Below are 13780 nucleotides of genomic sequence, written 5' to 3' on the forward strand. Positions count from 1 at the left end.
GACGGCAGGTATTTGCCATCAGGAGTGCAGGGAGATGCTGGATCGCAAGTTGCTGGAGTCGCTGGGAGGCTGGCAGGGCTATGGCGTCGAACGCGTGGAATGGCCCGAAGACCCAGGGCGCACGCTGTCGATCTATTTGAAGCCAACGGCCAAGGTGATGCTGTGCGAGCAGTGCGGCGCGCGGTGTCGCCAGGTGCATGAGACCACGGTTCGACGGGTGCGAGATCTGCCGTTATTCGAGTATCGGGTCGTTCTGCACGTGCCGCGCCGACGCTTGTGGTGTGAGCAATGCGGCGGCCCGCGCCTGGAGCGGCTTGCCTGGCTGGGGCGATATCAACGGGTGACGGATCGGCTGGCGCAGGCCTGCAGCCAATTGCTGCAATCGAGCAACGTGCAGGCGGTGGCGAGGTTCTTCGAGCTGGGTTGGCATACCGTCAAGACGCTGGACAAGGCTCGGCTGCGTGCGTCGGTGCGCGAACCGGATTGGTCCAAGATCGAGTATTTGGCGATGGACGAGTTTGCCCTGCACAAAGGGCATCGCTACGCGACAGTGGTGGTCGATCCGATCGGCAGGCAGGTGCTGTGGATTGGCCCAGGACGCTCACGCGAGACGGCCCGGGCGTTCTTCGAACAATTGCCGCCTGGGGCCGCCCAACGCATCAAGGCCGTTGCCATCGACATGACCACCGCCTACGAGTTGGAGATCCAGGCCCACAGCCCACAGGCGGAGATCGTCTATGACTTGTTCCATGTCGTGGCCAAGTATGGACGAGAGGTCATTGATCGGGTGCGCGTGGATCAGGCCAATCAACTACGCCAGGATCGTCCCGCACGCAGGATCATCAAATCGAGTCGCTGGCTGCTGCTGCGCAACCGTGACAACCTGGATCGGCAGCAGGCCGTCCGGCTCGACGAATTGCTGCAAGCCAACCAGCCGCTGCTGACGGTCTATGTCCTGCGTGACGAACTCAAACGGCTCTGGTTCTACCAAAGACCTGCCTGGGCAAGACAAGCCTGGAACCACTGGTACGAGCAGGCCGAGCAAAGCGGAATAGCCGCCTTGAACACCTTCGCTCAGCGCTTGAAAGGCTATCTGCACGGCATCCTGGCCAGATGCCGACATCCCCTGAACACCAGCATTGTCGAGGGCATCAACAACACTATCAAGGTCATCAAGCGGCGCGCTTACGGCTACCGCGACCAGGAATACTTCTTCCTCAAAATCCGTGCCGCCTTCCCCGGCAATGCGCGATGAACCCAAAAAATGGGGCACCGATATGCTAGGTGCCCCGCAAGCATCCGTCTCATAGGGGAGGGGAAAGAGGAGAAGCCGAGACGGATGACAAGACTGCAACCGTTGGCATGGCCAAGTTCGCGGTCTACGTATGTTTAGGCGCACGAGCGGCGATTTAGTTTCCAGCGTGCCAGGGTGGCGGACAAGTATTTTGTATCTGAACGTATCAAAAATGCGGGGTTCCCCGTCGGGGCCCGCATGTCATGGCGTAGCAGGGTGTGCCTGTCCCAGCGGGGACAGGCACACCCTGCCGCAAGGGCCCCAAAAAAAACAGACCGCCGTAGCGGTCTGTCTTGCATGCGCGGGCGCCGCGTACGGCGTCAGGCGGGGGTCAGCGCACCGCGCATTTTCTTCAGCGCCGCTGCTTCGATCTGGCGCACCCGCTCGGCCGATACGCCGAACTCCTGGGCCAGTTCGTGCAGGGTCAGGCCGCCGTCGTCCTGCAGCCAGCGGGCCTCGATGATGCGGCGCGAACGCGCGTCCAGCGCTTCGAGCGCCCGGCCCAGGCCGGCGCCCTGCAGGTCGTCGTGCGCCATGCGGTCCAGCACGCGGCTCGGCTCTTGCCGGCCCTCATCGGACAGATAGGCGATCGGCGCGAAACTGTCGTCATCGTCGTCCTGGCTTTCCAGCGACAGGTCGCGCCCGGACAGGCGCACTTCCATCTCGCTGACGTCCTCGCGGCGCACATTGAGCTCGCGCGCGATGTGGTCGACCTGCTCGGGATCCAGCGTCTGGCCGTCGGGGCGCATGCTGCGCAGGTTGAAGAACAGCTTGCGCTGCGCCTTGGTGGTGGCCACCTTGACCAGCCGCCAGTTGCGGATGATGAATTCGTGGATTTCGGCCTTGATCCAGTGCACGGCGAACGACACCAGCCGCACCCCGCGCTCGGGGTCGAAGCGCTTGACGGCCTTCATCAGGCCGACATTGCCTTCCTGGATCAGGTCGGCGTGCGGCAGGCCGTAACCCAGGTACTGGCGCGCCACCGACACCACCAGACGCAGGTGCGACACGACCAGTTCGCGCGCGGCCTCGAGGTCGCCTTCGTCGCGCAGGCGGCGCGCGAGCTGGCCTTCCTGTTCGGCGGTCAGGATGGGCAGGCGGTTGACGGCGGAAATGTAGGCATCGATGGTGCCAAGCGCACCCGGGTTGGCCACCGCCAACGCCAGGGCGTTGCCGGAAAGGGCCAACGAACTACTGGGTTGAGTCATGTTTGCGGCCTCCAGGGGAAGGTTGTCTACAGGCATGGAACGATGTTAGCACTCCACGCAATCGAGTGCTAATACGACTGCTGCGCCGCGCCAAAGTTCCGGAATTTCCCAGTACGCAGGATATTTTCCCATGCATCCCTTATTTACCAGCCCAATTGCTTCAGGCGCTCGGCCGTGGCCGCGTCCGCCGGCCGGATGAACAGCGCGCCGCGCGGGTCCAGGTACACCTGGTAGCGCGCGCCGTCGAACATGGGCATATATGCTGCGCTGCCAAACTGGACATCCACGAACGGCAGCCAGTTGGGCACCAGCCGCTTGACCTGGGCCAGGTCCAGCGCCGGCCAGTCGTCCAGGGCATGCACCGAGCGGGGCGCCGAGCGTTCGCGCGCCGTGTCCTGGTAGCGCCCCGACAGGCGCTCCAGCCGGTACAGCGGCGGGACGCCCGCCAGCAGCGCCGGCAGCCGCCAGCGCACCACCTTGGCATCGATCTGCCATTGGTCGCCGTACAGGGTGTAGTCGCGCATCCGCTGGTCGGGGGTGCGCGTGGCCAGCTGGAACTGGCCATCGCCCTGCTGGCGCACCATGACCTCGGCCACCGGCTTGTCGTCGGTCAGGCGGACAAACTGCACCAGCGACAGGGCCAGCAGGCCCGAAACGCCGGCCAGGGCCAGCAGCAGTAGGCCGAACAGCCGGCGCACCGGCCGCAGCCGGAACACGCGGCGGCCGGCCTCGTCGCGCGGGCCGCCGCGTCCGAACAACATGGCCAGGCCCGGCAGCAGCACGATCAGCGCCGCCAGGCCGATCCAGGCAAAAGGAGCAAGAGCGTCGATCACTGGGGTCCTTGCGCGGGCATCCGGGCCGCCCAGTATATAAAGCGGCCCGGGCCCGGCCTGTTACCCCAGCCGCTCGACGTGAAACCGGATGTGATCCTCGATGAAGGTCGAAATGAAGTAATAGCCGTGGTCGTAGCCCTCGTGCCGGCGCAGCGTCAGCGGCTGGCCGGCGTGGCGGCACGCCGCCTCGAACAGCTCGGGACGCAGCTGCTCGACCAGGAAACCATCGGCCAGGCCCTGGTCGACCAGGATGCCTTCCGGATAGGGCTGGCGCAGCGTGCGCATCAATGCGCTGGCGTCATAGGCCTCCCAGGCCTGGCGGTCGGGGCCCAGGTAGCGTTCGAAGGCCTTGTGGCCCCACGGCACCTGGGCAGGCGCGACGACCGGCGCGAAGGCCGAGACCGAGCGGAACTTGTCCGGATTGCGCAGGGCCAGCACCAGGGCGCCATGGCCGCCCATGGAGTGGCCGAAGATGCCCACCCGGCCCGCGTCGCCCGGCAGCTCGCCGGTGACGATGCCATGCAGCTCGTCGACCACGTAGCTGTACATCCGGTAGTGGCTGCGCCACGGCTCGGCGGTGGCATCGAGGTAGAACCCCGCGCCGACGCCGAAGTCCCAGTGCTCGTCCTCGCCCGGGAAGCCGGCGCCGCGCGGGCTGGTGTCCGGCGCCACCAGCATCACGCCGTGCTGGGCGGCCAGGCGCTGCGCGCCGGCCTTGATCATGAAGGTTTCCTCGGTGCAGGTCAGCCCGGCCAGGTAGAACAGCACCGGCACCGGGCCGCGCGCGGCCTGGGGCGGCACGAAGACCGAAAAGCGCATGGGCAGGCCGATCTCCTTCGAGGCATGGCGATAGTAGCGTTGCCAGCCATCGAAGCAGCGATGCTGCGATACGAGTTCCAGGACCGCCATGTCAGTACACCACGACGGAGCGGATGGACTCGCCGCGCTTCATCAGGTCGAAGCCTTCGTTGATGCGGTCCAGGGGCAGGGTGTGCGTGATCAGGTCATCGATGTTGATCTTGCCTTCCATGTACCAGTCGACGATCTTGGGCACGTCGGTGCGGCCGCGCGCGCCGCCGAACGCCGAGCCTTTCCACTCGCGGCCGGTCACCAGCTGGAACGGACGGGTGCTGATTTCCGCTCCGGCCTCGGCCACGCCGATGATGACGGACTGGCCCCAGCCCTTGTGGCAGCACTCCAGCGCCTGGCGCATGACCTTGGTGTTGCCGATGCACTCGAACGAATAGTCCGCGCCGCCGTCGGTCATCTGGATGATGTGGTCGACCACGTTCTCGACTTCGCTCGGGTTGACGAAATGGGTCATGCCGAACTTGCGCGCCATGGCTTCGCGCGCCGGATTGAGGTCCACGCCGATGATCTTGTCGGCGCCCACCATCTTCGCGCCCTGGATGACGTTCAGGCCGATGCCGCCCAGCCCGAACACCACCACATTGGCGCCGGCCTCCACCTTTGCGGTGAACACCACGGCGCCGATACCGGTGGTGACGCCGCAGCCGATATAGCAGATCTTGTCGAACGGAGCGTCGGGGCGCACCTTGGCCAGCGCGATCTCGGGCACCACGATGTGGTTGGCGAAGGTGGACGTGCCCATGTAATGGAACAGGGGCTTGCCGTCGATCGAGAAGCGCGAGGTGCCGTCCGGCATCAGGCCCTTGCCCTGGGTGGTGCGGATGGCCTGGCACAGGTTGGTCTTGCGCGACAGGCAGAATTTGCACTGGCGGCACTCGGGCGTGTAGAGCGGAATGACATGGTCGCCTTTTTTCAGCGTGGTCACGCCCGGCCCCACGTCCATGACCACGCCCGCGCCCTCGTGGCCCAGGATCGCCGGGAAAATTCCCTCCGGATCAGCACCTGACAAAGTGTAATAATCGGTGTGACAGATGCCGGTGGCCTTTATCTCCACCAGGACCTCTCCGGCCTTGGGGCCCTCGAGGTCGACGTCTTCGACCGTCAACGGGGCACCAGCTTTCCAGGCGATAGCGGCTTTCGTCTTCATATATTGCTCCTGATGTCCTAGGGAAACCTGCGGGTATTGATCCTTGACTTCGGATGTTAACCTGCGTGAATCTAGCCTGATCTGTCCACTGGCTTCCCATACAGGCTTGACCGAAGGCGATAGCGGCACTATTTATATAACCGTGGCACTCCATCCAACCCGTTAGTGCGAAGCCCCCAGCTTATGGCCCGTCTGCCCCGCTTGTACGCCCCCGGGCTGCCCCAATTGGTGCAGGCCAATTTCGTCCAGCCGCTGGCGCCGCCCTCGCAGCCGGCGCCGCAAGACATCCTCAACCAGCTGGGAAGCTGGCTGGGCGAGTCGGCCCAGCGCCATCGGGTCGGCGTGCACGCATGGGTGCTGGCCAATGACCGGATCCTGCTGCTGGCCACGCCGGCCGACGAGGAAGGCCTGCCGCGCCTGATGCAGACGCTGGGCCGCAATCTGGCCGCGCGCCTGCGCGGCGGCCGGGTGTTTGCCGGCCGCTACCGCTCCGCGCTGCTCGAGCCGGGCGCCTGGGTGCTGCCATCGCAAGTCTGGCTGGAAACCTACCCGGTGCGCAGCGGCGCCGCCACGGAGCCGGACGGCTGGCCCTGGTCGTCGGCCGGCAGCCACACCGGCAACACCGGCGCGCCCCCGGCGCAATGGCAATCTGATCACGCCGATTACTGGGCCTGCGGCAATACGCCGTTCGACCGCCAGGCCAATTACCGCCGCCTGCTGCACGACGGCCTGTCGCGCGAACAGACGCAACGCATCGAGCAGGCGGTATCGGGCCAATGGGCGCTGGGCAGCCCGGCATTCATCGCCAGCCTGGCCCACACCGCCAGCCGCCGCGTGGCCCCCGGCCAGCGCGGCCGGCCTCGCAAAAAGCCCGCGCCGGCCGCGGCCGACACCCCCGATACCCCCGGTACGGTCCACACACCGACCACGCCGAATACCTCGAACTGAAGCGCCGCCCCGGTCGGGGCGTTGCATGCTGCCCACCCGACCCCTGTGCCGCGTGGGCATTTTGCTGCGCCCGCCGGGCCGGCTCCGTGGCGCAGAAACAATAGGGAACGCATAAAGGCTGAACGGCCTCAAGGGGGAGGCAAGGCCGTGCTTTCCTGGGCATCCGGGCCGGCCGGCGCCGCGATCGGCCATTGCAATTATATGTCCCCAATAATTCCATCTATGAGAAACAATGGATTAAATTAGGGTCATACCCCATATTTTTGGCTTGCATGCGCACATCCTGCGCAGTATTGTCCCTTTGCACTGCAACATTCTCGACGCAGGCAACTGCGGAGCGCGTTATGCCCTATACCAAGTCTTCCGATTCCTGTCGCCCGGTCGCGGCGACCCCCATCGACGCAAGCCGTATCGGCCTGCCCGCCCCCCAGGGCCTGTATCACCCGCACAACGAGCACGACGCCTGTGGCGTCGGCTTCGTGGCCCATATCAAGGGCCGCAAGAGCCACTCCATCATCCAGCAAGGCCTGAAGATCCTGGAAAACCTGGATCACCGCGGCGCCGTGGGCGCCGACAAGCTGATGGGCGACGGCGCCGGCATCCTGATCCAGATTCCCGACGCGCTGTACCGCGACGAACTGGCCCAGCAAGGCATCGTCCTGCCGCCGCCGGGCGAATACGGCGTGGCGATGGTGTTCCTGCCCAAGGAAACCGCCTCGCGCCTGGCCTGTGAACAGGAGCTGGAGCGCTCGGTCCGCGCCGAAGGCCAGATCGTGCTGGGCTGGCGCGACGTGCCGGTGGACGTCGAAATGCCGATGTCGCCCGCGGTGCGCGGCCTCGAACCGGTCATCCGCCAGCTGTTCATCGGCCGCGGCGCCGACGTGATGGTGCCCGACGCGCTGGAACGCAAGCTGTACGTGATCCGCAAGACCGCCAGCCACGCCATCCAGAACATGCGCCTGGCGCACGGCAAGGAATACTTCGTGCCCTCGGCCTCGGTGCGCACCGTGGTCTACAAGGGCCTGCTGCTGGCCGACCAGGTCGGCCGCTACTATCGCGACCTGGCCGATCCGCGCACGGTATCGGCGCTGGCGCTGGTGCACCAGCGCTTCTCGACCAACACGTTCCCCGCCTGGCCGCTGGCCCACCCGTACCGCATGATCGCCCACAACGGCGAAATCAACACGGTCAAGGGCAACTTCAACTGGCTGCGGGCCCGCGAGGGCATGATGCAGTCCGCGGTGCTGGGCGACGACCTGAAGAAGCTGTACCCCATCGTCTACGAAGGCCAGTCCGATACCGCCACGTTCGACAACTGCCTCGAACTGCTGGTGAACTCCGGCTATTCCCTGGCGCACGCCATGATGATGATGATCCCGGAAGCCTGGGAGCAGCACACGCAGATGGACGAAAGCCGGCGCGCCTTCTACGAGTACCACGCCGCCATGATGGAGCCCTGGGACGGGCCGGCCGCGGTCGCCTTCACCGACGGCCGCCAGATCGGCGCCACGCTGGACCGCAACGGCCTGCGTCCGGCGCGCTACCTGATCACCGACGACGACATGGTCATCATGGCGTCCGAGGCGGGCACGCTGTCGATCCCGGAAAACCGCATCGTCAAGAAATGGCGCCTGCAACCGGGCAAGATGTTCCTGATCGACCTGGAGCAGGGCCGCATCATCGACGACGGCGAGATCAAGCTGCAGCTGGCCAACAGCCGCCCGTACCGCCAATGGATCGAACGCCTGCAGGTCAAGCTGGAATCGCTGCCCGCGCCCAGGACCGCCTCGCCGGCCACCCAGACGGCCGTGCCGCTGCTCGACCGCCAGCAGGCGTTCGGCTGGACCCAGGAGGATTTCAAGTTCATCCTCGAACCCATGGCCGCCAGCGGCGAGGAAGTGATCGGCTCGATGGGCAACGATGCCCCGCTGGCCGTGCTGTCGAACCGCTCCAAGCCGTTCTACAACTACTTCCGCCAACTGTTCGCGCAAGTGACCAACCCGCCGATCGACCCGATCCGCGAGCAGATGGTCATGTCGCTGGTCTCGTTCATCGGCCCCAAGCCCAACCTGCTCGACATCAACAACGTCAACCCGCCGCTGCGCCTGGAAGTGACGCAGCCCGTGCTGGATTTCGCCGCCATGGCGCAGATCCGCGACATCGACCAGGTCACCGGCAAGAAATTCCGCAGTTATGAGCTGGACATCACCTATCCGACCGCCTGGGGCTCGGAAGGCATCGAGGCGCGCGTGGCGGCGCTGTGCGCGCGCGCCGTCGACGCGGTGCAAAGCGGCTACAACATCCTGATCGTGTCCGACCGCCTGGTCGACGCCGACCGCGTGGCCATCCCGGCGCTGCTGGCGACCTCGGCGGTGCACCAGCACCTGATCCGCGCCGGCCTGCGCACCAACGCCGGCCTGGTGGTGGAGACCGGCTCGGCGCGCGAAGTGCACCATTTCGCGCTGCTGGGCGGGTACGGCGCCGAAGCCATCCACCCGTACCTGGCGCTGGAGTCGCTGGGCCACCTGGCCGACCCCGACAAGGCGATCAAGAACTACATCAAGGCCATCGGCAAGGGCCTGAACAAGGTGATGTCCAAGATGGGCATCTCCACCTACATGTCGTACTGCGGCGCGCAGATCTTCGAAGCGGTGGGCCTGCAGCGCGCGCTGGTGGACAAGTACTTCACCGGCACCGCCTCCAACATCGAAGGCATCGGCATCTTCCAGGTGGCCGAGGAAGCGCTGCGCATGCATCACGCCGCGTTCGGCAACGACCCGGTGCTGGCCAACGATCTGGATGCGGGCGGCGAGTACGCCTTCCGCATCCGCGGCGAAGAGCACATGTGGACGCCCGACTCCATCGCCAAGCTGCAGCACGCGTCGCGCTCGAACAACTACCGCACCTACAAGGAATACGCGCAGATCATCAACGACCAGAGCCGTCGCCACATGACGCTGCGCGGCCTGTTCGAATTCCGTTTCGACCCGACCCGCGCCATCCCGCTGGACGACGTCGAGCCGGCCAAGGAAATCGTGCGCCGCTTTGCCACCGGCGCGATGTCGCTGGGCTCGATCTCGACCGAGGCCCACTCGGTGCTGGCCGTGGCCATGAACCGCATCGGCGGCAAGTCCAACACCGGCGAGGGCGGCGAGGACGAACTGCGCTACCGCGCCGAGATGCGCTCGGGCGGCAGCGCCATCAAGGACGGCGACACGCTCGCCTCGGTGCTGGGCAACGACCGCGTCGAGGCCGACGTGGCCCTGCGCGCCGGCGACTCGCTGCGTTCGCGCATCAAGCAGGTGGCCTCGGGCCGCTTCGGCGTCAGCGCCGAGTACCTGTCCAGCGCCGACCAGATCCAGATCAAGATGGCCCAGGGCGCCAAGCCCGGCGAAGGCGGCCAGCTGCCGGGCCACAAGGTCTCCGAGTACATCGCCAAGCTGCGCTACTCGGTGCCCGGCGTGGGCCTGATCTCGCCGCCGCCGCACCACGATATCTACTCGATCGAGGACCTGGCCCAGCTCATCCACGACCTGAAGAACGTCAATGCCCGGGCCTCGGTCTCGGTCAAGCTGGTCTCGGAAGTGGGCGTGGGCACTGTGGCCGCCGGCGTGGCCAAGGCCAAGGCCGACCACGTCGTCATCGCCGGCCATGACGGCGGCACCGGCGCCTCGCCGGTCTCGTCCATCAAGCACGCCGGCACGCCCTGGGAGCTGGGCCTGGCCGAAACGCAGCAGACGCTGGTGCTCAACCGCCTGCGGTCGCGCATCCGCGTGCAGGCCGACGGCCAGATGAAGACCGGCCGCGACGTGATCATCGGCGCGCTGCTGGGCGCCGACGAATTCGGCTTCGCGACCGCCCCGCTGGTGGTCGAAGGCTGCATCATGATGCGCAAGTGCCACCTGAACACCTGCCCGGTGGGCGTGGCCACGCAGGATCCGGAACTGCGCAAGAAGTTCCAGGGCAAGCCCGAGCACGTGGTGAACTACTTCTTCTTCGTCGCCGAGGAAGTGCGCGAAATCATGGCCCAGCTGGGCATCCGCAGGTTCGACGACCTGATCGGCCGCACCGACCTGCTGGACATGCGCGCCAGCGTCGAGCACTGGAAAGCGCAAGGCCTGGATTTCTCGCGCGTGTTCCATCGGATCGTCTCGGACGCCGACGTGCGCCAGACCGAAGAGCAGGACCACGGCCTGGCGGGCGCGCTGGACCACCAGCTGATCGAGCGCAGCAAGCCCGCGCTCGAGCGCGGCGAGAAAGTCTCGTTCATCGTGCCGGTGCGCAACCGCAACCGCACCATCGGCGCCATGCTGTCCGGCGCGGTGGCCGCGCGCTACGGTCACGACGGCCTGCCCGACGACACCATCCACATCCAGTGCAACGGCACCGCCGGCCAGAGCTTCGGCGCGTTCCTGGCGCACGGCATCACGATGGACCTGGTGGGCGAAGCCAACGACTACGTGGGCAAGGGCCTGTCGGGCGGCCGCATCGTAGTGCGCTCGCCCAACGACTTCCGCGGCTTCGGCCCGGACCACATCATCGCCGGCAACACCGTGTTGTACGGCGCGCTGTCGGGCGAAGCCTTCTTCAACGGCGTGGCCGGCGAGCGCTTCGCGGTGCGCAATTCGGGCGCGGCCACGGTGGTCGAAGGCACCGGCGACCACGGCTGCGAATACATGACGGGCGGCACCGTCGTGGTGCTGGGCACCACCGGCCGCAACTTCGCCGCCGGCATGTCGGGCGGCGTGGCGTATGTCTGGGATCCGGACCGTACCTTCCGCGAGCGCTGCAACAGCGCCATGGTCGAACTCGAGCCGGTGCTGCCGCACGCCGAGCAGCAATCGGCCAACGAGATCGAATCGTGGCACAGCGCGCAGCGCGGCGGCGAGCGCAGTACCGACGAAACCATTCTGCGCCGCCTGGTCGAAGACCACTTCCGCTATACGGGCAGCTTCCGCGCCCGCGAGATCCTGGGCGACTGGGAAGCGTCGCGCGGCAAGTTCGTCAAGGTCATGCCGACGGAGTATCGCCGCGCATTGGGTGAATTGTGGCGTGCAGCCAACCCGCAACAAATGGCTGCGTGAGGATTAGCATGGGAAAGATCACTGGCTTTATGGAATTCCAGCGCCTGCAGGAGGCCGCCGAGGCCCCGCAGAAGCGCCTCAAGCACTGGCGCGAGTTCGTCCTGCACCTGAACGACGAACAGGCCAAGCAACAGGCGGCGCGCTGCATGGACTGCGGCATCCCGTTCTGCAGCAACGGCTGTCCGGTCAACAACATCATCCCCGACTGGAACGACCTGGTCTACCGGCAGGACTGGCGCCGCGCGCTGGACGTCCTGCACTCGACCAACAACTTCCCCGAATTCACCGGCCGCATCTGCCCCGCGCCGTGCGAGGCCGCCTGTACGCTGAACATCAACAGCGACGCCGTCGGCATCAAGTCGATCGAGCACGCCATCATCGACAAGGGCTGGGCCGAGGGCTGGGTGACGCCGCAGGTACCGGTGCGCAAGACCGGCAAAAAGGTTGCCGTGGTGGGCTCGGGCCCCGCCGGGCTGGCCTGCTCGCAGCAGCTGGCGCGCGCCGGCCATTCGGTCACCCTGTTCGAGAAAAGCGATCGCATCGGCGGGCTGCTGCGTTACGGCATTCCCGACTTCAAGCTGGAGAAGTCGCAGATCGACCGCCGCATCGCGCAGATGGAAGCCGAGGGCGTGGAATTCGCTCCCTCGACCTACATCGGCAACCCGGATGACGCCGCCGCCGATGGGCTGACGGTGCGTACGCCGCAGTCGCTGCTGGCGGACTTCGACGCCGTCGTCATGACCGGCGGCTCGGAAACCCCACGCGACCTGCCGGTGCCGGGCCGCGAGCTGTCCAGCGTGTACTACGCCATGGACTTCCTGCGCCAGCAGAACAAGGCCGTCGCCGGCGATCGCCTGAGCGGCCAGACGCTGGCCAAGGACAAGCACGTGGTCGTGATCGGCGGCGGCGACACCGGGTCGGACTGCGTCGGAACCAGCAACCGCCACGGCGCGGCCTCGGTCACGCAATTCGAACTGCTGCCCCAGCCGCCCGAATGCGAGGACAAGCCCATGGTCTGGCCGTACTGGCCGCTCAAGCTGCGCACCTCGTCCTCGCACGATGAAGGCTGCGAGCGCGACTGGTCGGTGGCCACCAAGGCGTTGGCCGGCAGCGACGGCCAGGTCGAGAAGCTGGTCGGCGTGCGCGTCGAGTGGTTCAAGGACGAAGCCACCGGCCAGATGAAGATGCGCGAGGTCGAAGACTCGGAATTCGAAATCCCGGCCGACCTCGTCCTGCTGGCCATAGGCTTTGTCTCGCCGGTGGCCACGGTGCTCGACGCGTTCGGCGTGGACCGCGACGCGCGTGGCAACGTGCGCGCCAACACCGACGATTACCGAACCAATGTCGACAAGGTGTTCGCCGCCGGCGACATGCGGCGCGGCCAGTCGCTGGTCGTCTGGGCCATACGCGAAGGGCGCCAGTGCGCGCGCTCGGTCGACGAGTACCTGATGGGCGCATCCGAGCTGCCGCGTTGAACGGGAGCCTGTCCCGGCGGGGTGCCTGTCCCGCGTGGGAGCGGCACCTGCGGCAAGAGTGCCTGTCCCAGCGGGGACAGGCACACGCGCAGACGCCGGTCACCATGCGCGGACAGGTAGTCCGATCCCTTGACGTACCGCAAACAACCCGTGCGCGCGGTCCGGCCCGCTTGACCTGGGTCAAGCTGCCGGCGCGGCCGAACTGTCACGATTTCCACACACTCAACGCAGATGGAGATCGTGCATGTACACGCTTTACCGGCAGGGCCGCGCCACCCTTGGCGCCGCACTGCTCGCCGCCGGCCTGCTGGCCGCGCCGGCCCGGGCCCACGAGGCCGGCGACTGGCTGCTCAAGGTCGGCGCCTCGCAGGTCCGCCCCAAATCGAACAACGGCAGCGTCCTGAACGGGTCGGTGGACCTCGACGCCAACAATAGTGTCCGGCCGTCGTTCACCGTCACTTACATGGCCACCCGCAACATCGGCATCGAACTGCTGGCGGCCTGGCCTTTCGAACACGATATCCGCGGCAGCGGCCTGGGCCGCATCGCCAGCACCAAGCAACTGCCGCCCACGCTCAGCGTGCAATGGCACTTCCTGCCGGACAGCACGGTGCAGCCGTATGTCGGCGTCGGCCTGAACTACACCACCTTCTTCGACACCAAGACCCACGGCGCGCTGGAGGGCTCGGACCTCAGGCTGGGCGATTCCTGGGGCCTGGCGGGACAGCTGGGGGTGGACGTCAAGCTGAACGAGCGCTGGTTCCTCAACGCGGACCTGCGCTACATCGACATTTCGTCCAAGGTCAAACTGGACGGCCAGCGCATCGGCACCGCCCGCATCGACCCGTGGGTCGCCACCGTGGCGGTGGGCTACCGCTTCTGAGGCGCCCGCCCCCCGGGCCGGCAGGGGCGCAAGGCATA

General features: G+C 66.6%; 9 protein-coding genes. 5 read left to right on the forward strand and 4 right to left on the reverse strand.

Annotated elements, in window-relative coordinates:
- The first annotated feature begins 34 nt into the window (after positions 1-34).
- A complete protein-coding gene (locus LK409_RS19460) occupies positions 35-1255 on the forward strand; it encodes an ISL3-like element IS1001 family transposase (protein ID WP_010927279.1) in 1221 nt (406 codons plus the stop codon).
- 359 nt (positions 1256-1614) lie between these two features.
- Here the strand turns inward: LK409_RS19460 and rpoH are convergent, their stop codons facing one another.
- The 4 genes from rpoH to LK409_RS19480 form a co-directional block, all read right to left on the reverse strand.
- Positions 1615-2538 carry an RNA polymerase sigma factor RpoH gene (gene rpoH, locus LK409_RS19465; RefSeq protein ID WP_003815756.1) on the reverse strand — a complete coding sequence of 308 codons (924 nt, stop codon included), beginning with the start codon at positions 2536-2538 and terminating at the stop codon, positions 1615-1617.
- Positions 2539-2645: 107 nt separating this feature from the next.
- On the reverse strand, positions 2646-3335 hold the full coding sequence (locus LK409_RS19470) for a hypothetical protein (RefSeq protein WP_010929461.1): 690 nt from the start codon (positions 3333-3335) through the stop codon (positions 2646-2648).
- 60 nt (positions 3336-3395) lie between these two features.
- Positions 3396-4244 carry an S-formylglutathione hydrolase gene (gene fghA / locus LK409_RS19475; RefSeq protein ID WP_003815759.1) on the reverse strand — a complete coding sequence of 283 codons (849 nt, stop codon included), beginning with the start codon at positions 4242-4244 and terminating at the stop codon, positions 3396-3398.
- Position 4245: 1 nt separating this feature from the next.
- The gene (locus tag LK409_RS19480; RefSeq protein ID WP_003815761.1) at positions 4246-5352 is read right to left on the reverse strand and encodes an S-(hydroxymethyl)glutathione dehydrogenase/class III alcohol dehydrogenase; all 1107 of its coding nucleotides are present in this window, start codon (positions 5350-5352) and stop codon (positions 4246-4248) included.
- Between the two features lie 183 nt (positions 5353-5535).
- Between LK409_RS19480 and LK409_RS19485 the strand changes: the two genes are divergently transcribed.
- From LK409_RS19485 to LK409_RS19500, 4 genes are all read left to right on the forward strand, one after another.
- Complete coding sequence (locus LK409_RS19485) at positions 5536-6300, forward strand: hypothetical protein (protein ID WP_003815763.1); 765 nt, start codon at positions 5536-5538, stop codon at positions 6298-6300.
- A 344-nt stretch (positions 6301-6644) separates the two neighbouring features.
- The gene (locus tag LK409_RS19490; protein WP_010929463.1) at positions 6645-11384 is read left to right on the forward strand and encodes a glutamate synthase-related protein; all 4740 of its coding nucleotides are present in this window, start codon (positions 6645-6647) and stop codon (positions 11382-11384) included.
- Between the two features lie 8 nt (positions 11385-11392).
- Entirely contained in the window at positions 11393-12859 is a 1467-nt protein-coding gene (locus LK409_RS19495; protein WP_010929464.1) for a glutamate synthase subunit beta, read from the forward strand.
- 244 nt (positions 12860-13103) lie between these two features.
- The gene (locus LK409_RS19500; protein ID WP_003815769.1) at positions 13104-13742 is read left to right on the forward strand and encodes an OmpW/AlkL family protein; all 639 of its coding nucleotides are present in this window, start codon (positions 13104-13106) and stop codon (positions 13740-13742) included.
- The last annotated feature ends 38 nt before the right edge of the window (positions 13743-13780 follow it).

This window comes from Bordetella parapertussis, from assembly GCF_020735925.1.
GTDB lineage: Bacteria > Pseudomonadota > Gammaproteobacteria > Burkholderiales > Burkholderiaceae_B > Bordetella > Bordetella pertussis.